This is a genomic window from Micromonospora sp. DT41, from assembly GCF_049841715.1.
GTDB lineage: Bacteria > Actinomycetota > Actinomycetes > Mycobacteriales > Micromonosporaceae > Micromonospora > Micromonospora profundi.
On sequence record NZ_JBNCKU010000009.1, the window covers coordinates 24,157 to 44,443 of the forward strand.

At 71.1% G+C, this 20,287-nt stretch carries 15 protein-coding genes and 1 pseudogene; 9 read left to right on the forward strand and 7 right to left on the reverse strand.

Features of this window, described 5'->3' with window-relative positions; genetic code table 11:
* Window positions 1-182 precede the first annotated feature (182 nt).
* The gene (locus tag ACLQ23_RS18080; RefSeq protein WP_355632451.1) at window positions 183-1,043 is read left to right on the forward strand and encodes a serine hydrolase; all 861 of its coding nucleotides are present in this window, start codon (window positions 183-185) and stop codon (window positions 1,041-1,043) included.
* Window positions 1,044-1,100: 57 nt separating this feature from the next.
* Window positions 1,101-1,802, forward strand: coding sequence for a lysoplasmalogenase (locus ACLQ23_RS18085; protein WP_425880862.1), 702 nt, complete (start codon window positions 1,101-1,103; stop codon window positions 1,800-1,802).
* Here the strand turns inward: ACLQ23_RS18085 and ACLQ23_RS18090 are convergent.
* Window positions 1,771-2,568, reverse strand: a complete 798-nt coding sequence (locus ACLQ23_RS18090; protein ID WP_355594306.1) for a tyrosine-protein phosphatase — start codon at window positions 2,566-2,568, stop codon at window positions 1,771-1,773. The two genes, ACLQ23_RS18085 and ACLQ23_RS18090, sit on opposite strands and share 32 nt — an antisense overlap.
* A gap of 44 nt (window positions 2,569-2,612) precedes the next feature.
* Between ACLQ23_RS18090 and ACLQ23_RS18095 the strand changes: the two genes are divergently transcribed.
* Complete coding sequence (locus ACLQ23_RS18095) at window positions 2,613-3,710, forward strand: mandelate racemase/muconate lactonizing enzyme family protein (RefSeq protein ID WP_355594304.1); 1,098 nt, start codon at window positions 2,613-2,615, stop codon at window positions 3,708-3,710.
* Between the two features lie 29 nt (window positions 3,711-3,739).
* Complete coding sequence (locus tag ACLQ23_RS18100; RefSeq protein WP_355594302.1) at window positions 3,740-4,687, forward strand: NlpC/P60 family protein; 948 nt, start codon at window positions 3,740-3,742, stop codon at window positions 4,685-4,687.
* Between the two features lie 69 nt (window positions 4,688-4,756).
* On the opposite strand, the gene ACLQ23_RS18105 is transcribed toward ACLQ23_RS18100, so the two are convergent.
* On the reverse strand, window positions 4,757-5,755 hold the full coding sequence (locus tag ACLQ23_RS18105; RefSeq protein WP_355594300.1) for a TerC family protein: 999 nt from the start codon (window positions 5,753-5,755) through the stop codon (window positions 4,757-4,759).
* Window positions 5,756-6,262: 507 nt separating this feature from the next.
* Between ACLQ23_RS18105 and ACLQ23_RS18110 the strand changes: the two genes are divergently transcribed.
* Window positions 6,263-6,556 carry an antibiotic biosynthesis monooxygenase family protein gene (locus tag ACLQ23_RS18110; RefSeq protein ID WP_167943335.1) on the forward strand — a complete coding sequence of 98 codons (294 nt, stop codon included), beginning with the start codon at window positions 6,263-6,265 and terminating at the stop codon, window positions 6,554-6,556.
* A gap of 111 nt (window positions 6,557-6,667) precedes the next feature.
* Here ACLQ23_RS18110 and ACLQ23_RS18115 read toward each other — a convergent pair whose 3' ends face one another.
* Window positions 6,668-7,525: a helix-turn-helix domain-containing protein gene (locus tag ACLQ23_RS18115; RefSeq protein WP_425880863.1), complete on the reverse strand. Its 858-nt coding sequence runs from the start codon at window positions 7,523-7,525 to the stop codon at window positions 6,668-6,670.
* Between the two features lie 172 nt (window positions 7,526-7,697).
* Window positions 7,698-9,806, reverse strand: a complete 2,109-nt coding sequence (gene uvrB / locus ACLQ23_RS18120) for an excinuclease ABC subunit UvrB (RefSeq protein ID WP_425880864.1) — start codon at window positions 9,804-9,806, stop codon at window positions 7,698-7,700.
* A gap of 300 nt (window positions 9,807-10,106) precedes the next feature.
* Here uvrB and ACLQ23_RS18125 point away from each other — a divergent pair, with 300 nt between their 5' ends.
* Window positions 10,107-11,669, forward strand: coding sequence for a hypothetical protein (locus tag ACLQ23_RS18125; RefSeq protein ID WP_425880866.1), 1,563 nt, complete (start codon window positions 10,107-10,109; stop codon window positions 11,667-11,669).
* A 34-nt stretch (window positions 11,670-11,703) separates the two neighbouring features.
* On the opposite strand, the gene coaE is transcribed toward ACLQ23_RS18125, so the two are convergent.
* Window positions 11,704-12,885, reverse strand: coding sequence for a dephospho-CoA kinase (gene coaE / locus ACLQ23_RS18130; protein WP_425880894.1), 1,182 nt, complete (start codon window positions 12,883-12,885; stop codon window positions 11,704-11,706).
* A 266-nt stretch (window positions 12,886-13,151) separates the two neighbouring features.
* Window positions 13,152-14,657: a 30S ribosomal protein S1 gene (gene rpsA / locus ACLQ23_RS18135; protein ID WP_355594292.1), complete on the reverse strand. Its 1,506-nt coding sequence runs from the start codon at window positions 14,655-14,657 to the stop codon at window positions 13,152-13,154.
* A 399-nt stretch (window positions 14,658-15,056) separates the two neighbouring features.
* Between rpsA and ACLQ23_RS18140 the strand changes: the two genes are divergently transcribed.
* The 3 genes and pseudogenes from ACLQ23_RS18140 to ACLQ23_RS18150 form a co-directional block, all read left to right on the forward strand.
* The gene (locus tag ACLQ23_RS18140; protein ID WP_425880867.1) at window positions 15,057-15,860 is read left to right on the forward strand and encodes a class I SAM-dependent methyltransferase; all 804 of its coding nucleotides are present in this window, start codon (window positions 15,057-15,059) and stop codon (window positions 15,858-15,860) included.
* A 56-nt stretch (window positions 15,861-15,916) separates the two neighbouring features.
* The gene (locus tag ACLQ23_RS18145; RefSeq protein WP_425880868.1) at window positions 15,917-16,546 is read left to right on the forward strand and encodes a Uma2 family endonuclease; all 630 of its coding nucleotides are present in this window, start codon (window positions 15,917-15,919) and stop codon (window positions 16,544-16,546) included.
* A 9-nt stretch (window positions 16,547-16,555) separates the two neighbouring features.
* Window positions 16,556-16,900, forward strand: a pseudogene (locus ACLQ23_RS18150) (DUF3140 domain-containing protein); the annotation flags it as partial.
* Window positions 16,901-17,445: 545 nt separating this feature from the next.
* Here ACLQ23_RS18150 and polA read toward each other — a convergent pair.
* A complete protein-coding gene (polA, locus tag ACLQ23_RS18155; protein WP_425880869.1) occupies window positions 17,446-20,145 on the reverse strand; it encodes a DNA polymerase I in 2,700 nt (899 codons plus the stop codon).
* Window positions 20,146-20,287: the final 142 nt, after the last annotated feature.

Sequence of the window (20,287 nt, forward strand, 5' to 3'; positions counted from 1 at the left end):
CCCCCGGGTGGCCCCCGCCCCCCCGCGGCGCGGGGGGGCCGCCGCCCCCCCCACGCCCGCCGGCGGCCCCCCCCGCCGCACCCGCCCCCGGGCGCGCCGCCGGCTACGGTGGGGCGCGCCCGTCCGCTTTCCGACGCTGGTACGCCGACCCGACCCGCCGGTGGTCGGCTACGGTCACCGACATGACCTGGGATGATCTCGACGCCCATCTGGCCCGGGTACCGGGCACCGTCTCGGCGTACGTGGGCCGGCTCGACGCGCCGCCGACGTGGACCCGGCACGCGGACGCCAGCCACTACGCGGCCAGCACCATGAAGGTGGGTGTGCTCGCCGCGCTGTACCGCGCCGCCGAGGCCGGCACGCTTGAGCTGGACGCCGAGGTACCGGTGGTGAACGAGTTCGACTCGGCCCAACCCGGCACACCACGGTTCTCCTGCGCCCCGCACTACGACAACGACGACGCGGTGTGGGACCGGCTCGGCGGCGACGTGTCGCTGCGGTGGCTCGCCGAACGGATGATCGTGCGGTCCAGCAACCTGGCCACCAACCTGGTCATCGCGCACGTCGGCCTGGACGCTGTCGCGCAGGTGTGGTCGCTTGTCGGCGCCCGGCACAGCGTCACCGGCCGGGGCATCGAGGACTTCGCGGCCCGCGGGGCCGGCATCACCAACGCGGTCACCGCCGCCGACCTGGCCGCCCTGCTGGGCGCGCTGGCCACCGGGGCCGCGACGCCCGGCCGGCTCGCCTCGCCGGCCAGCTGCGCCGCCATGCTGGACGTGCTGCTCGCCCAGGAGCACCGCGAGGACCTGGCCGCAGGCCTGCCGGATGGCACCCGGATCGCCCACAAGAGCGGCTGGGTACGCGGGGTGCGCCACGGTGCCGGCGTGGTGCTGCCCGACGACGCGCCGCCGTACGTGATCGCCGTGTGCACCACCACCGACCTGGCCGACGGCGGCAGCAGCGGCGACGACGTCGAGGACGACGCATGCCTGCTGATCGCCCACATCTCCGCCCAGGTCTGGGCCGCGCGTCACCGGCTCTGACCGGCCATCAGCCGATCCGGCTAGGCTGCTGCTCCCACCCCCACCCCGGAGCCGCTGATGCCCCGCAGTCGCACCCTGCTCGTCGTCTTCCTCGTCGTGACGGCGGCGAACCTGCTGGCCAACGCCACCGACAATGGTGTTGCCGAGTTGCTCACCAAGCCGCTGTTGATGCCGCTGCTGGCCGCGTACCTCTGGCGGGCCAGCGCGGAACGCGGCGTCCGCCCGGACCGGCTGGTGCTCGCCGCGTTGGCCTGCTCCACCGCCGGCGACGTGGCGCTGCTGGGCGACGGCACCGGCTGGTTCATCGCCGGCATGGTCTTCTTCCTGGCCGCCCACGTCTGCTACCTCGTGGCCTTCACCCGACACGGCGCCGCGGCCCCGCTGCGCCGTCCGCCGCTGGTCGCGGTCCCACTGGGGTACGCGGTGCTGACCGTCGTCGCGCTCGCCTGGATGTGGGCGGGGCTCACCGACGCAGGGCTGGCCGTGCCCGTCGCCGGGTACGCGTTCGCGCTGGCCGCGATGGCCGCCACCGCCGTCACCCAGGGCTGGCGGGTCGGCCTGGGCGCCGCGCTGTTCCTCGGCTCCGACCTGTTGATCGCCACCGGGGTGGCCGGAGTGGCCCAGCCGCCCGGCGCGCCGGTGCTGGTGATGGCCACGTACGCGGCCGGCCAGGCGCTGATCGTCATCGGACTGGTCGCCCGCGCGACCGCGCCGCCCGGTGCTGCGGTCACTCCAGCAGTTGCGCCCGCAGCGCCGTGAGGACGTCGTCGGTGAGCCCCAGCCCGTTGCGCAGGTAGCCGTCGAACGAGCCGTGCCGCCGGTGCACCTCCTGGTAGCCGGCGTCGAGGTATTCGGGCCGGACCTCAAGCACCGGCAGCACCGCGTCGGCGTCCAGTGTGGGTTGTCGCCGCCGCATCGCCTCGACGATCACCGCGCGGAGGCTGTCGGTCAGCTCGTTGTTGCGCAGGTACTCGGCGCGGATGGCGGCCTCGTCCACGCCGAGCGCGCTGAGCAGGATGACGGTGAGCCAACCGGTGCGGTCCTTGCCCGCCGAGCAGTGGTAGACGAGCGGCAGGTTCTCCGGCTGGGCGGCCAGCCGTACCGCAGCGCCGAAGTTGGCGCGGGCCGCCTCCCCGGCCACGAACCACCGGTAGATCTCGGCCATCGCCCCCGCCGTGCCCTGCCGGGCCAGCTCCGCGTACGCGTCGAGGTCGTGACCGAGCAGCACCGCGGAGACGTACGTGAAGACCGGGTGGTCCGGGTCGTGGACCGGTAGGTGCACGACGCGCGGCTCACCGGCCAACCGGTCCGCCGGGGCGACAGCGATCTCGGTGTGGTCGCGTAGATCGAGCACGCAGGTCGGCCCGAGCTTCGCGAGCACCGGCAGGTCCTCGTCGGTGAGCCGGCCCAGAGCCGGGGTGCGGATCAGCCGTCCGGGGCGTACCCGGCGGCCATCGACGGTGACGAGACCGCCCAGGTCACGCGCGTTCGGCGCACCGATCAGCTCCCATTCCCGCCCGCCCATTCGGTGTCCCCTTCCGCCGCGTACCTACGTATAGGGTGCCCCACATGACGATCTCGGCGGTACGTACCCACCGGGTTTCCGCCCCCTTACACACGCCGTTCATCACCGCGCTGCGCCGTACGACCACTGTGGAGACTCTGGTGGTCGAGGTGATCGACGCCGATGGCCGGTCCGGCTTCGGCGAGGCCCCCCAGGTCTGGCAGGTCACCGGCGCGTCGGTCGCCGGGTCGCAGGCCTGCGTGCAGGAGTTGATCGGGCCACTGCTCTCCGGCCGCGACCCGGACGACCTGGTGACCCGCTGCTCCGAGGTGCAGCGGTCGGTGGTCGGCAACGAGGCCGCGAAGGCCGCGGTGGACGTGGCGCTGCACGACCTGGCCGCGCGGCGACTGGGCGTACCCCTCGTGCGGTTGCTCGGCGGCACCACCCTGCGGGTGCCGACGGACGTCACGTTGGCGGCGGGTGACGCTGTGGACCTGGCGGCGGCCGCGCGGCAGCGGCAGGCCGACGGTTTCGGCGTGCTGAAGCTCAAGATCGGCACGGACGCGGCAGGTGACCTGGACCGGGTACGCGCGGTCCGTGCGGCGGTCGGCCCCCAGGTTCGGATCCGGGTGGACGCCAACCAGGGCTGGACGCCCCGCGAGGCGGTCCGGGTGATCCGCGGCATGGAGGACGCGGGGCTGGACGTGGAACTGGTCGAGCAGCCGGTGGTCCGCTGGGACCTGGACGGGCTGGCCTGGGTCAGCGACCGGGTGTCGGTGCCGATCCTTGCCGACGAGGCGGTCTTCGGGGTCCGCGATCTCGTGGAGGTGATCCGCCGCCGGGCCGCCGATCTGGTGAACGTCAAGCTTGCCAAGTGCGGTGGGCTGCTCCCGGCGCGCACGCTGCTGGAGCTGGCCGCCGCGCACGGGCTCGGCACTGTGGTCGGGTCGATGATGGAGACCCAGGTCGGCATCGGGGCGGCGGCGAGCCTGGTCGGCGCGTACGGCACGACCGCGGTCGCCGATCTGGACGCCGCCTGGTGGCTGGCCTGGTCGCCGGTGCGAGGCGGCATCCGGTACGAGGGGCCGACGGTGGTGCTTCCCGACGCCCCTGGCCTGGGCATTCCCGGTCTGGCTGAAGTAAAGATGCAGACCCGTGGTTGATGGTCGTTGATTATTTTCATAGAGTTCCAGTGAACAGCCGACACGAGCTGGGGGTTGACGTGGAGCTCCAACCGGGCCGCGAGGCCCTCGTCCGGGTCGCCGTGGCGACGCTGTGGTCATCCCCCGAGGCGATCCGGCCGATCGACGGACCAGCGCTCACCACCGGCGCGGACATTCCGACCTGGGTCTCCGGCATGGACACCGAGCAGCAGGTGGGCGACTGCGTGCTGAGCCAGCTCCTGCTCGGCGAGCGGGTGCTCGTCACCGAGCTACGCACGGACGGCTGGGCGCGCGTGGTCGCCGTCGAACAACCGGCGGCCAAACTCGACCCGCACGGCTACCCGGGATGGCTTCCCGCCGACCAACTGGTCGCTGTCGACCCGGCCCGCACCGGCGACCCGCTTGTCGTGGACGCCACGATCACCGAGCTGCGCGCCGACCCGGACGGCCCTGTGGTGCTGCCCGGTGTCATCGTCGGCACCCGCCTCGTCCCGGCCGGCCCGGCGCGCAACGGCTGGCGGCCGGTGCACGTCCCCGGTCAGCCCGCCCCGCTCTGGCTGCCCGACGGCCAGCTCGTGCCGATACCGGTGGGGCCACCCGAGGCCGCCGACGTGTTGGCCGTGGCGCAGCGGCTGCTGCACGTCGCGTACATCTGGGGTGGGCTCTCCGCGTACGGCATCGACTGCTCGGGTCTGGTCCACCTTGCCTGGCGCCGGTTCGGTGTCCTGCTGCCGCGCGACGCCGACGACCAGGCGGTGGCGACGAACCCGCTGCCGCTCGGCGCGGAACGCCCCGGCGACCTCTACTTCTTCGCCCGTCCCGGCCGCAAGATCCACCACATCGGGATCGTCACCGCCGTCGCCGGAGGTCGCGGCAGCCGGCGGATGCTGCACGCCTGCTACCGGCGGCGACGTGTGGTGGAGGAGCCGATGCCTGCCGACCGCTCCGCCACACTTGTCGGCGTGCACCGGGTCTGACCGGCCGGAAGCCCAGGGGCTACCGGCCGGCGACGGTCAATCCTCAGGCCCCGGCCCGGGGCGGGCGGTTCAGCGTCGGGCGTCGGCCAGTTCGCGGCGCCGGTCCCGGGCCGACTTGATCAGGCTGGCGACGGTGGCCACGCCCAACGTGCCGACGATGACCAGCAGCGAAAGCCAGATCGGGATGTGCGGTGCCCAACCGACGTGCTCGCCACCGTTGATGAACGGCAGGTTGTTGTCGGCCAACGCCTCCAGCACCAGCTTGACCCCGATGAAGCCCAGCACCACGGCCAGCCCGTAGCTCAGGTAGATCAGTCGGTTGAGCAGGCCGCCGAGCAGGAAGTAGAGCTGCCGCAGGCCCATCAACGCGAAGACGTTTGCGGTGAAGACCAGGTACGGCTCCTGGGTGATGCCGAAGATCGCCGGGATCGAGTCCAGAGCGAAGATCAGGTCGGTGGTGCCGATGGCGATCATCACGATGAGCAGCGGGGTGAAGAGCCGGCGACCGCCCTCGTGCGTCATCAGCTTCGCGCCGTCGTACGTCTTGGAGATCGGCAGCGCCTTGCGGCTCCACCGGATCAGCATGTTCTCGGAGAACTCGTCCTCGTCCGGCTCGCCCTGCCGGGCCAGGTTGACAGCCGTATAGATGAGGAACGCACCGAAGATGTAGAACACCCAGGAGAACTGGCTGATCAGGGCCGCGCCCGCGGCGATGAAGGCGCCTCGCATCAGCAACGCCAGCACGATGCCGACGAGCAGCACCTTCTGCTGGTACTGCCGGGGCACCCCGAAGCGGGCCATGATGATCACGAAGACGAAGAGGTTGTCCACCGAGAGGCTGTATTCGGTGAGCCAGCCGGTGTAGAACTGCCCCGCCGCACTCGCTCCCGAGGTCAGCCAGACGCCGACGCCGAAGAGCAGTGCCAGGCCGACGTAGAAGGCGACCCAGAGGCTCGACTCCCGCACGCTCGGCTCATGCGGGCGTCGACCGATGATCAGCAGATCGACGAGTAGCACCGCGATCAGTGCGACGAGAGTTCCCGCCCACACGAGCCCGGACACGTCCAACGTTTCATTCCTCCGGCAGACACGCGGCGTCGGGCACACCGTACGCCTCAACGCGTGCCGGTGTGCCTCTGTCGCTCACTCTGGTGACTGTCGGAGGTCTCTTCCGCCGCCGACCGCGAACGGACGGCGACCGACGAAACCGGGTCGGGCGCCGAAGATCCGGCGATCGACCGTGCTGACGACTTCGTCGCGGGGGAATACTCCCCTCCTCGCCGACCATTGTTGCCCACCACTCGCCGTGATCACACTCCGGGCAGCCGGGTGGTATCTACGGGGGTCGGCGTCACGCCGCCTCCAGCTTCCTAGGTAGCTAGTGTGAATCGGGTGCGACGATCAGTGTCGAACCCCAGCAACTCCGCCCAGGTGGTCCCGGCCACCTCGAACGCGGTGCCGGTGAGCCAGTCGATGATCACGGTGCCCCTCCCGGGCACCCACCCTAGGGGCATCGACCCGGGCCGCACAGACCCCGTGACACAGGGACTCCCCCAGCCGTGGGAGGCTTCCACCATGGTGCTTGAGGTCGCGCTGATCGACGTACTGCCCGGACACGAAGACGCGTTCGCCGCCGCGTACGCCCAGGGTCACCCCGTTCTCGCCGGAGCACCCGGCTGCCGGTCAGTGCGGATGACGCGGGGCGTCGAGTCCCCGACCCGGTTCGTGCTGCTTGTCGAGTGGGACTCGGTCGAGGCGCACGAGGACAACTTCCGGGCCACCGAGCGGTTCACCACGTGGCGCGACCTGATCGGGCCGCACTTCGCCGGCCCGCCGCTCGTCGAACACTTCATCGACGTTCCCGCCTGAGCGAAGCTGTCGTACCCCCGGTTTATCGTGCCCACCGCACGCGTCGGTCACCGGTCCCGACGGTCTCGGGGGCGCCGGGCCCGGTGGCCGCGTGGCGCGCCACCGCGCCCCTCACTGGCCGACGCGTCGCGCCAACGCCGTGACCGTCTCCTCCGGTGACAGGGCAGCCGCCAACAGCGCCTCGGTCATCAGCTCGTACCTGTCGACGTCGAGCACCGTCGCCAGCCGGACGTCGGTGGTCAACGCCTCGAGCATCACCGTCCGCGGGTCCGCCGGGTCGGGAAAGGAATACCAGGAGTACGGCGTGAGCGGGTGCAGCCCGTCGCCGGACGCCCCCCGTGGCAGCAGGCGAACAGTCACGTGCTCCAGCCCTGTCACGGCCACCAGGTGACGCAGCTGCTCCCGCCACACGTCGACAGACAGGTCACCCGGCTCGCACACCGCCTCGGTGAGTACCGCCGTGTAGTCCGGAGGGTTGGCCCTGTGCAGGACCTCCTGCCGCAGCGCCCTGGCGCGCACCTCCGCCTCGATGTCGACCTTCGGTGTGAGGATGGCGCCCGCCGCGACCCGCGCCCGCGCGTACGCCGGTGTCTGCAACAGCCCTGGCACGATCACCGGCTGGTATTCGACGATGCGGGCGGCACCCGCCTCCAACTCGGCGTAGACCCGCTGGCGCTCGCTCATCTCGCCAAGCGTCTTCCACCAGCCACGGCTGGTGGCGGCGTCCCGGGCGATCACGATCAGCGTGTCCCGGATCGGCGCCGGCACCTTGTAGACGTCGAGCAGGTCCAGCACGTCGGCGAGGTCCGGGCGGCTCTGGCCCAGCTCGATGCGGGACAGCTTCGACGTCGAGGCCCACCCCAGCCGGTCGCAGACCTGCTCCAGGGTGAGCCCCTCACGCCGGCGTAGCTGGCGCAGCTCAGCGCCGAGGCGCGCACGTCGAATGACAGGACTTGTTGGCAACGGCATCCGGCCTCCCACCGTGGGAGCGTACGCAGGGCAGTCACCCAGTGCAATAGCTTGCTTGCACACCGCAACCAGGCCGGCGACGCGGCGAGCGGTCGAACAGCCTATTACCTGCCGTTCGACCGCTCCCGACCACGGCCGCCACTGTCGCACCCGCCGGACCGCGCCCGGCCGGTCACTTCACGCCGGCGACGTCCATCCCGCGCAGTTCCTTCTTCAGGTCGGCGACCTCGTCACGGATCCGCGCCGCCAGCTCGAACTGCAACTCGCGGGCGGCGGCCAGCATCTGGTCGTTGAGCTCCTGGATGAGCTGGGCGAGGTCGGCGCGCGCCATCCCCTCCCGCGAGGTGGTGGCGACAGCGGACCGACCGCGACTGCGGGTCTCCTTGACCGGCGCCTTGCCCCGGGAGAGCTGCCGCGCCGCACCGCCCACCCGCGAGTTCTCGGTGTCCTCCGCCTCGCGGTAGATGTCGTCAAGGATGTCGTGGATCTTCTTACGCAGCGGCTCGGGGCTGATCCCGTGTGCCTCGTTGTGCGCGATCTGCTTGGCGCGACGTCGGTCGGTCTCGTCGATCGCCGCCGCCATCGACGGAGTGATCTTGTCGGCGTACATGTGCACCTGGCCGGAGACGTTACGGGCGGCCCGACCGATGGTCTGGATCAGCGAACGACCGCTGCGCAGGAAGCCCTCCTTGTCGGCGTCGAGAATCGCCACCAGCGACACCTCGGGCAGGTCCAGACCTTCACGGAGCAGGTTGATGCCCACCAGCACGTCGTACTCGCCCTGGCGCAGCTCGCGCAGCAACTCCACCCGGCGCAGCGTGTCCACCTCGGAGTGCAGGTAACGCACCCGGACGCCGTTCTCCAGCAGGTAGTCCGACAGATCCTCGGCCATCTTCTTGGTAAGGGTCGTCACGAGCACCCGCTCGTCGTTGTCGGTGCGCAGCTTGATCTCGTGCATGAGGTCGTCGATCTGGCCCTTGGTCGGCTTGATCACGACCTGCGGGTCGACCAGACCGGTGGGGCGGATGACCTGCTCCACGAACTCGCCCTGGGCCTGCTCCATCTCCCATGTGCCGGGCGTCGCGGAGAGGTAGACCATCTGGCCGACCCGCTCCAGGAACTCGTCGAAGCGCAACGGCCGGTTGTCGGCGGCGCTGGGCAGCCGGAAGCCGTGGTCGATGAGCATCCGCTTACGCGACGCGTCGCCCTCGTACATGCCGCCGATCTGCGGGATCGTCACGTGCGACTCGTCGACAACGGTGAGGAAGTCGTCGGGGAAGTAGTCGAGCAGGCAGTGCGGTGGGCTGCCGGGCAGCCGCCCGTCCATGTGCATCGAGTAGTTCTCGATGCCGGAGCAGAAGCCCACCTGCCGCATCATCTCGATGTCGTAGGTGGTGCGCATCCGCAGGCGCTGCGCCTCCAGCAGCTTGCCCTGCCGCTCCAGCTCGGCGAGCCGCTCGGCCAGCTCGGCCTCGATGTCGCGGATGGCCCGCTCCATCCGCTCCGGGCCGGCCGCGTAGTGCGTCGCCGGGAAGATCACCAACTGGTTGACCTCGCGGACCGCGTCACCTGTCAACGGGTTGAGGTAATAGAGCTTCTCCACCTCGTCGCCGAACAACTCGATGCGGACCGCCAGCTCCTCGTACGCCGGGATGATCTCCAGCGTGTCGCCGCGGACCCGGAAGGTGCCCCGCTGGAACGCCATGTCGTTGCGGGTGTAGCGGATGTCGACAAGCCGCCGCAGCAACTGGTCGCGGTCGACCTCCTGGCCGACCTCGACACGGATCGCCCGGTCGAGGTATTCCTCAGGGGTGCCCAGGCCGTAGATCGCCGAGACGGTCGCCACCACTACCACGTCGCGCCGGGTGAGCAGGGACATCGTCGCCGAGTGCCGCAGCCGCTCGACCTCCTCGTTGATCGAGGAGTCCTTCTCGATGTAGGTGTCGGTCTGCGGGATGTACGCCTCGGGCTGGTAGTAGTCGTAGTACGACACGAAGTATTCGACAGCGTTGTGCGGCAGCAGCTCGCTGAACTCCTTGGCCAGCTGCGCGCAGAGCGTCTTGTTGGGGGCGAGCACCAGGGTCGGGCGCTGCAACCGCTCGACAAGCCACGCGGTGGTGGCGCTCTTGCCGGTGCCGGTCGCGCCGAGCAGCACCGTGTTGCGGTCGCCGCGTCGAACCCGACGCTCAAGGTCATCGATGGCGGCCGGCTGGTCACCGGCCGGCTGGAAGTCGCTGACGACCTGGAAACGGCCGTCGAGCCGGGGAATGTCGAGCGCCATGACCTCAACGGTACGCCGGAGGTCCGACAGGTTTGCGCCATCGCGCAGGGTACTTGATCGGCTTCGATATTCCCATTGTGTGTCACATGTCACCGGGACTACCCTCTTCATGTAGGCCGCTCGCGGCGGCCGACCGGGCCGGTGGCCAGGCCGTCATCACGGCTGGCCCGCCCCCGGCACAGCGGTCGCAGCACCCGGCTCGTCCGGCGTGCGCACCCGTGTGGTCGCGCTCACGGCGCAGACCGGCCGCCGCGAGCGCCCCTGCACGTCACCCCACGCCGTCCCACCCGTTTCACATCCGTGGACACCTCAGCGCCCCCGACAAACGAGCCCGACCCCGGGGACGCGTCCCGGCCCGACCACACCACCGACGCCATCGACACGGACACCGGCGCGCCGCCCCGGGCGAGCCGCCGCCGACGTACGGTGCTGCTGGCGCTCGGCCTGACCGCTGTGACCTCCGCGACGGCGCTTGTGCTCGGGCTGCTGAGCTGGGCACCCGAGCCGCCCGAGCCGGCCCGGCCGCTGACCGTCGCCGAAGCCGAGCGGCTGGCGGCGATGCGGGTCACCAACCTGCGCGACCTCCGCTCCGGGATCCACGTCACGGCCGGCACCGGCGCCGCCCGTACCGAACTGGTGGGGTGGGTGGACTGGTCCCGGCCCCTGCTCTACCTGGACGTGGGCGGGCCGGGGGCGGGCGCCGAACGGGGCCTGTTGCAGAGCACCGGTTCGGTGCTGGTGATCCGGCCGGACCCGACGGCTGTGCCCACCCCCGCCGCGCCGCCACTGGTGCCGCCGCCGGACCGGTGGCGGCTGCACCGACTCACGCCCGGCACGGCGTTGGCGCCGGTCCTCGACCTGCTCCGCGGCCTGGCCGCCGACCGCCCCGACCCCGGCGACGGCGACGCCCGCTGGATCGCCCGGGACGTGCTCGCGGCCGGGCCGGTGGACGTCGTGGCGGCATCGCCGCCTCCCGCGACCCCACCCCTTTCCAGCGGCACTCCGGCAGGCAGCACTGCCACGGCAGGCACGCCGTCCGCCGCAGGTGCGTCGTCCGCCGCCGAGGCCGCGCCGGACGGGTCCACCCGCTACTGGCTCGACCAGGACGCGCGGCTGCACAAGGTCACGACACGACTGCCCGGCGTCGGCCCTGTCACGGTGCTCCTCAACCGGGCAGACCGGCCCACGCTGCGGCCGGTGGAGGCGCTCGGTGGCCGACCCGGTCTGCCCCGCGCCCTGACCGATGCGGAGCAGCGCCGGGTGAACCGGCTACCGACCCGACTACGCGCCCTGGGCGGCGCCACGGTGACGGTCAGCGCGCCGGTGGGCACGGACACCAACCTGCGGGGCGCCGGCTGGTTGAGCTGGACCACCGGCACCGCGTACCTCGCGGTCGCCGACCTGGGCGTACCGGATCGCCGGACCCTGCTGCGCCGGGACGCCGCCGGCCTGTTCCGGACGGACGTGCCGGCCACCGCCGGTGGCGGCGGTACCGCGGAGGCACCCGGCCGGCCTCCCCTGCCGGCGCCCGCCGGTGCGTGGCGGCACTCCCGGTCGGCCAAGGACGAACTCGACCTGCTCGTCGACGCGGCGGTCGCTGCCGCCGGCCCGGTACGACAGCGGGGCGCGGCCGTGCGGATCCGTGAGGACGTCGCCGACGGCCGGATCGTGGACGTCGTGGAGCTGCGCACGACCGCCGGGCGGTTGCGCTACTGGATGGAGCGGGACGGGTCGCTGCGCCGGGTGGAGCTGCTCACCGGCAGCGGCGCGTGGGCACAGCTGGACCTCAACCCCGCCGTGGTGCCACGCCTCGGCCCACCACCCCGCCCGGCGACCACCGCGCCACGTCCCGGCGCCCGCTGACCCAGCGCTGGCCGACAGCGCTGGTCGGCAGTGCTCAGGGTCGCCAGCCGGTCTGCTCGGCCCACTGCTCGGCCCGCAGGTACTCCTCGTCGAACCAGGGGTCGCGTGCCGTCCCGGAGCCGTCGACGTGCGGCGCGGCCTCGACCAGATCCCGCTTGAGCATCAGGTACGCGGCCCGCTGGTCCGGGTCGGCGCGCAGATGGTCGCGCATCAGCAGCGCATACCGCCAGCCCGGGGAGTCGGCGGCCCGCACATGCAGGCGCACCGGCCGGCCCGGATCGGCGCTGCCGTGCAGCCGCTTCTCCCACCGCCCCTGCCCGGCCGGACGCGGGTCGTCCCACCAGTGCCCAGGCACCCGGGGGAACCCGGCGTTCGCCAGCCGGTCGGCAAGTGCCCCGTCGGCGTCGGCGAGCGTGGGCACAGCCACCTGCACGTCGATGACGTCGGCGGCGGCGGAGCCGGACACCGCAGTGGCGCCGATGTGGTCGATCCGCAGGTCGGCCGGGGCGAGCGCGTGGCGGATCCGGGCCGCCAACCGCGCGTACTGCTCAGGCCAACTCGGGTCGCTCCTCGCCACCTCACCCTGGCCCGGCGGGGCCACCCGCCGCTCCCGCAGGTTGTGCTCGTAGGGCTGCAACCTCCGCCGCCACAGCGCGTCGACCGCGGCGTGCAGTTCCCCGAGGCTTGCGTCGTTGGTAAGCACCACGTCCGCCGCCGCGCGGCGGCGCGCGTCGTCGGCCTGCGCGGCGATCCGCCGCTCGGCCTCCGCCCGGTCCATCCCCCGGAGACGCGTCAGTCGGTCCAGTCGGGTCGCCACTGCCGTCTGCACCACGACCACAAGGTGGTACGTCGGCGCGAGCCCCACCTCCACCAGCAGCGGTACGTCGTTGACGACTATCGCGTCCGGCGCCGCCGCAGCCATCAGCTCGGCGGTACGGGCGCGGACCCGAGGATGGGTGATCGCTTCCAGCCGCAGGCGGGCCGCCTCGTCGGCGAACACCACAGCGCCCAGCGCGGCACGGTCGAGCGCGCCGTCGGCGTCCAGCACCCGGTCGGAGAAGGCCGCGACGATCTCGGCGAGCCCTTCGGAGCCCGGCGCGACGACCTCCCGCGCGACGCGATCCGCGTCGATGAGCACCGCACCCAACTCGACAAGCCGCGCGGCCACCGCGCTCTTGCCCGACCCGATACCGCCGGTCAACCCCACCCTCAGCACCCGACCAGTCAACCGGATCACAGGCCCCTCCACCAAACCACCTCCCGCCTGGCGGGTTCGCGGCGATGCGGTGGGACGGGCCCGACCTTGATCACGCTCGATCCAGGATGCAGTGGCATCCCAGCCCACCCGAAGCCCCTGAATCAAGGATCGGGCGCGCTCAGGCCGGGACGCCGCGGGCGACGGGCGTGCCGCGGGGTATGGCGAAGGCCCCGCCCCCGGCGATCGAAAGATCGCGGGGACGGGGCCCTTCGTCGTTCAGCGGGTCACTTACCGCCGGCGAGCTTCTCCCGCAGTGCGGCGAGCGCCTCGTCGGTGGCCAGGGTGCCGGCCGGCTCCTCGGCCTGCCGGCTCGGGGCCGGGCTGGACGAGGAGGTGGTGCCGCCACCGCCAGCAGCGGCCGGAACGGCCGGGGCCGGGTTGGCAGCAGCCTCGGCGTCGGCGGCCCGGGAGGTCTGCACCTGCTTGGTGTGGGCCTCCCAGCGCTGACGAGCCTCCGCGTACTGGTTCTCCCAGGTCTCGCGCTGCTTGTCGTACCCCTCGAGCCACTCGCCCGTCTCCGGGTCGAAGCCCTCCGGGTAGATGTAGTTGCCCTCGGTGTCGTACGTCGCGGCCATGCCGTAGAGGGTCGGGTCGAAGTGCTCCTCGCCCTCGACGAAGCCCTCGTTGGCCTGCTTGAGCGACAGCGAGATCCGGCGGCGCTCCAGGTCGATGTCGATGACCTTGACCATGACCTCGGAGCCGACCTGCACGACCTGCTCCGGGATCTCCACGTGGCGCTCGGCCAGCTCGGAGATGTGGACGAGGCCCTCGATGCCGTCGTCCACCCGGACGAACGCACCGAACGGCACCAGCTTGGTGACCTTACCCGGCACGATCTGCTGGATCGCGTGGGTGCGGGCGAACTGCCGCCACGGGTCCTCCTGCGTCGCCTTCAGCGACAGGGAGACACGCTCGCGGTCCAGGTCGACGTCCAGGACCTCGACCTCGACCTCCTGGCCCACCTCGACGACCTCGGACGGGTGGTCGATGTGCTTCCAGGACAGCTCGGAGACGTGCACCAGACCGTCGACGCCGCCGAGGTCCACGAAGGCGCCGAAGTTGACGATCGAGGACACGACGCCCTTGCGGACCTGGCCCTTCTGCAGCTTGTTGAGGAACTCGGTGCGCACCTCGGACTGCGTCTGCTCCAGCCAGGCACGGCGGGACAGGACCACGTTGTTGCGGTTCTTGTCCAGCTCGATGATCTTGGCTTCGAGCTCGCGCCCGACGTACGGCTGCAGGTCACGCACGCGCCGCATCTCGACCAGGGAGGCGGGCAGGAAGCCACGCAGCCCGATGTCGAGGATGAGACCACCCTTGACCACCTCGATGACCGAGCCGCGGACGACACCGTCCTCGTCCTTGATCTTCTCGATCGTGCCCCAGGCCCGCTCGTACTGCGCCCGCTTCTTGGAGAGGATCAGACGACCCTCCTTGTCCTCCTTCTGGAGGACCAGGGCCTCGATGTGGTCGCCAACCGTCACAACTTCGGCGGGGTCCACGTCGTGCTTGATCGACAACTCACGAGAGGGGATGACACCCTCGGTCTTGTAGCCGATGTCGAGCAGGACCTCGTCCCGATCGACCTTGACGACGGTGCCTTCGACAATGTCGCCGTCGTTGAAGTACTTGATGGTCTCGTCGATCGCGGCGAGGAAAGCCTCCTCGGAACCGAGATCGTCGTGGGTGACCCGGGTGGCGCTCGAGGGGGCCTCGATGCTGCTCGTCATGTGGGCGGTTGCTCCGGTCGGTGGGTTGTCACAGCAGGCTGGTGTCGCAGTGACCTGTTCGCGCCAGCGGATCCGTCGCCGGACACACCGAACGATCGTCTAGTGAGATCATGGTGTGGCTCCGTCGACCGCGCACCTGCTCCCTGCCGAGACACACGATCCGCGAGCGCATCGTCTAGCCTACCGTGCGCATTACCACAGCGTGCAAGCCCTCCCGCCTCCTCGCCGTGTGGTTACCTGCGAAAGCCGAACAATCGCCCGGAAACCACCACTGCTGTCTCGTACGTCACAGGAGCCTCACGGGCCACGCCGCCCGGCCGTCCCGGCGGCTTGAGGATTCGCGCAGATCATGGACGCGCCGCCGTACCCAATGGGGTGGGTGGGGCCTAGCGTGAGCGCGTGGATGACGACAGACGGGTTACCCGGCGCCGGGTCGGTGACGCCGAGGTCCGGCGGGCCAACCGCGGCTGGTGGGACACCGACGCCGACGACTACCAGGCCGAGCACGGCGCGTTCCTCGGCGACGTGGACTTCGTCTGGTGCCCCGAAGGGCTGCGCGAGGCCGACGCCCGGCTGCTCGGCGACGTGGTCGGGCGTCGGATTCTGGAGGTGGGCTGCGGAGCGGCGGCCGCCGCCCGCTGGCTGGCCACCCAGGGTGCCCGGCCGGTCGCCTTCGACCTGTCCGCCGGCATGTTGCGGCACGCCGCGCAGGCAGCCGACCGCAGCGGGGTACGCGTACCGCTGGTGCAGGCCGACGCGCTCGCCCTGCCGTTCGCCGACGAGTCGTTCGACACCGCCTGTACCGCGTTCGGCGCGATCCCGTTCGTGGACGACTCGGCGGCCCTGCTCGCCGAGGTGCACCGGGTGCTGCGCCCGAGTGGCCGGTGGGTGTTCTCGGTGACCCACCCGATGCGGTGGATCTTCCTGGACGACCCGGGCGAGGGCGGGCTGCGGGCCGTGCACTCGTATTTCGACCGCTCCCCCTACGTGGAGCAGGACGAGTCCGGCGTGGCGACCTACGTCGAACAGCACCGCACTCTCGGCGACCGGATCCGCGAACTGGTCGGCGCCGGATTCCGTCTGCTGGACCTGGTGGAGCCGGAGTGGCCGGAGGGACACGAGGGGATCTGGGGGCAGTGGAGCCCGCTGCGCGGCAAGCTCTTCCCGGGCACCGCCATCTTCGTCACCGAGAAGCCGGAGTGACGGCGTCGCACGCGCGGTGCGACCCCGATCCCGTTGACGGTCGGTAGCCTCGTCGCATGAGGGCCGAGCCCGTCCCGACATCACCTGGCCCCTGGTGTCCGGACCTGATGCGGCAGCAGCTCGCCGATTACACGGTCGAGGATCTGCTCGAACTGCCGGATGACGCCCCCCGCGTCGAACTCGTCGACGGAATCATCCGGGTGACACCCTCCCCCACCCTGGGCCAGCAGAACATCTCCAGCCTGCTCTGGCTCTGGCTGCACAACCATGCGCCGACCCACCTCGGCGCCGCGCAGTCCGTCGGAGTCAAGCTCAGCCACAACACCAGTCGACAGCCCGATGTCCTCTTGCACCGCGCAGGCGTGACGTCCGTCCAGTCCATTCTGCGGGCGGAGGACGTCGTCCTCGCGGTGGCGATCGTCTCGCCGGGCACCCGCCGGATCGACCGGTTCGCCAAACCCGGCGAGTACGCGGCCGCCGGCATCCCCTTCTACTGGCGGATCGAGCAGGATCCTCTGCACGTCTACGCGTACCGGATCGGTGACCGGGTCGGGCCGGGCGGCGAGCGGCAGTACGAGCTGGCGGCCGACGGCGCCGACGTGATCGAGCTGACCGAGCCGTTCGACATCAAACTTCCGATCAGCGAGATCACGCCGCAGTCGTTTCGCCCCGGCCGCGTCGGGTAGCCCGGGACCATGGCCGAACGTAACGATGGCCGGGACACCTACCGGGAGTTCACCGAGGCGGTGAACATGAAGCCCGGCGAGCTGTCCACGTGGCTGGAGACCGACGAGTCGAAGCAGGTCGGCTGGCACAAGGGCGGTCGCGCTGGTGGTGGCGAGTCCGTCGGGCACGAATCCGGACGGAAGATCATCAACCTGCTCCGCCGCAAACGCGGCGACCTGTCCGAAGGCGACTACAAGCACATGCGCAAGGTGGTCGGCTACGTACGCCGGCACATGGCGCAGCGTCCCTCCGGCAACGTCCGCGACACCAAGTGGCGCTGGTCCCTGATGAACTGGGGCCACGACCCCCTGAAATAAGAACCGGCCCGCTCACGCAGGCTCCCGCCCGCAAGATCCGCACAACTTCGGCGAAGTTGGTGCCTCAGAACGCCACGACCCAGCACTTTCCCCGAAGTTGCCCAGATCATGAAACGGGTGCGCCTTGATCCAGTGCCCGGCCGCCGGTGCACGCCGGGCGCTGTGGGGGCGGACGGCCAGGGGACGGGCGGCGCGGGACGGGCAGCGGAGCGCGGGCACGGGGATGCCGCGCGGGCACGGACGGGGTGCCGCGCGGGCACGGACGGGGTGCCGCCCGGGCACGGACGGGGTGCCGCCCGGGCACGGACGGGGTGCCGCCCGGGCACGGACGGGGTGCCGCCCGGGGACGGACGGTGGTGCCGGCCGGGGACGGGCGGCGCGAGGGCTCCGCTTGGCCTGGCCGACGCCCACCACGCCTACGGCCGGCACCAGGGCGACCAGGTCAGGGGTTCCGGGGCAGCCCGACCCGCGCAGGGATCAAGCCTGACCGCCCGGAGCGGGTCGGGCTGCCCCGGAACCCCCTCAACCGCAACCACAAAACATCAGTGATCAGCGCTGTTCCAGTCCCGACCCTCGCCCACCGACACCTCCAGCGGCACCGACAGCGGGTACGCCTCGCCCATCTCACGCCGGACCAGCGCCTCCAACGCCTCGCGCTCGCCGGGGGCGACCTCGAAGACCAGCTCGTCGTGCACCTGCAACAGCATGCGGGAGCGCAGGCCGGCGTCGTTCAGCGCGGTGTCGACGTGCAGCATCGCCACCTTGATGATGTCGGCCGCGGAGCCCTGGATCGGGGCGTTGAGGGCCATCCGTTCGGCGATGTCGCGGCGTTGCCGGTTGTCGCTGACCAGGTCGGGCAGGTAGCGGCGGCGACCGAGGATTGTCGAGGTGTAGCCGTCCTGGCGGGCTCGGGCGACGACCTGGTGCAGGTAGTCGCGCACTCCGCCGAAGCCGGCGAAGTAGTTTTCCATTAGCCCGCGTGCCTCTTCGGTGCCGATGTTGAGCTGCTGGGACAGCCCGAACGCGCTGAGCCCGTACGCCAGGCCGTAGTTCATTGCCTTGATCTTGCGGCGCTGGTCGGCTGTGACCTCGTCGACAGGCACTCCGAAGACCGACGAGGCGGTGGCCGCGTGGAAGTCGGCGCCGGAGTTGAACGCGTCGATGAGCGCGTCGTCCGACGAGAGGTGCGCCATGATCCGCATTTCGATCTGGCTGTAGTCGGCGGTGAGCAGGCACTCGAACCCCTCCCCCACGATGAAGGCGCGACGGATGCGCCGGCCCTCCTCGGTGCGGATGGGGATGTTCTGAAGGTTGGGCTCGGTGGACGAGAGCCGCCCGGTGGCCGCCACCGTCTGGTTGAAGGTGGTGTGGATCCGGCCGTCGTCGGAGACGGACTTGAGCAGACCGTCCACTGTCGACTTGAGCTTGGCGACGTCGCGGTGGCGCAGCAGGTGGGCAAGCACCGGGTGCGGCTGCTGGGCGTAGAGCCACTGGAGCGCGTCGGCGTCGGTGGTGTAGCCCGTCTTGATCTTCTTGGTCTTGGGCAGGCCCAGCTCGGTGAAGAGGATCTCCTGCAACTGCTTGGGCGAGCCGAGGTTGAACTCCCTGCCCACCGCCTCGTAAGCGCCCTGCGCGGCGGCCTTCACCTCTGCGGCGAAGTGCGCCTCCAATTCGGACAGATAGTCGGTGTCGGCGGCGATGCCGGTGCGCTCCATGCCGGCGAGGACCCGCATCAGAGGCAGCTCCACACCGGCCATCAGGCGGGCGGACTGCTCGCCGTCACGGGACAGCTCGGCGTCGATCGCGTCGGCAAGGTCGAGGGTGGCCCGGGCCTGGAGCATGAGGTTCTGCTCGGCCACGCCCTCGTCGCCAAGCCCGTCGAGGGTGAGCTGGCCGGTCTCCGGCACGTCCACCCGCAGCTCACGGTGCAGGTAGCGCAGCGCCAGGTCGGTCAGGTCGTAGGACCGCTGGTCGGGGCGGGCCAGGTATGCAGCGATCTGGGTGTCGCGGACGACGCCGGCCAACTCCCAGCCGTGCGCGGAGCAGGCCAACACTGCCGGCTTGCTGTCGTGCAGCACCTTGGGTCGCTGCGGGTCGGCCAGCCAGGCGGCCAGTGCGCTCTCGTCGGCCGGGTCGAGCTGCGCCGGGTCGACCCAGGCTGCCGCGCCACCGGCGGTGGCCAACGCCAGGCCGGTGATCGAGGCGGTGTGCCTGCGGTTGGGGCCGGTGTCGAGCTTGACGGCAAGCCCGACCGAGGTGTTGGCCGGGGCGTGGGTGCCCAGCCAGGCGCTCAGTGCTCCGGGCACCGTGAGCACCTCGCCGGTGAGGTCGAAGCCGGATTCGGCCTCCGGCTCGACGGCCTCCAGGTACTGGTAGAGCCGGTCGCGCAGGATGCGGAACTCAAGGGTGTCGAAGACCTGGTGCACCGCCTCCCGGTCCCAGCCGGACCAGCGCGCGTCCTCCGGGCGCAGTGGCAGCTCCAGATCGGACACCAGGCAGTTGATCTCGTAGTTGCGAATGACGTCGGCGAGTCGCTCGCGCAGGCTGTCACCGGCCTTGCCCTTGATCTCGTCGGCGCGGGCGATCACGCCCTCCACCCCGCCGTACGTGGTGATCCACTTGGCGGCGGTCTTCGGGCCGACGCCCGGGACGCCGGGCAGGTTGTCGCTGGTCTCGCCCACCAGAGCGGCGAGGTCGCGGTAGCGCTCCGGGCCGACGCCGTACTTCGCCTCGATGGCCGCCGGGTCCATCCGGGCCAGGTCGGAGACGCCCTTGCGCGGGTAGAGCACCGTGACCTGGTCGCCGACGAGCTGGAACGCGTCCCGGTCGCCGGTGCTGATCAGCACGGTCATGCCCTGGTCACGCGCCTGGCAGGCGAGCGTCGCGATGACGTCGTCGGCCTCGTAGCCCTCCATCTCGACCACGGGGATCTGGAGGGCTGCCAGCACCTCCTTGACGAGGCTGACCTGGCCCTTGAAGTCGGTAGGGGTCTCGCTGCGGCCGGCCTTGTACTCCGCGTACTTTTCGGTGCGGAAGGAACGGCGGGAGACGTCGAAGGCGACGACGATGTGGGTGGGCTGCTCGTCACGCAGCACGTTGATCAGCATCGAGGTGAAGCCGTAGACCGCGTTGGTCGGCTGACCCGTCGTGGTCGAGAAGTTTTCGACCGGCAGGGCGAAGAAAGCCCGGTATGCCAGGGAATGTCCGTCGACGAGGAGCAGGCGCGGCGTCGTAGCTGTCACGGCAGCGACTCTAGTCCGTCGCACCGACAACCCCGGGTGGCGGCACCGCGCCACCGTCGCGAAAGTCGCAGCGGCATACCCGAGTGGCGACACCGTGCCACTGCCGCGAAAACGGACAGCCGGGCACCCAACGCCGACGGCC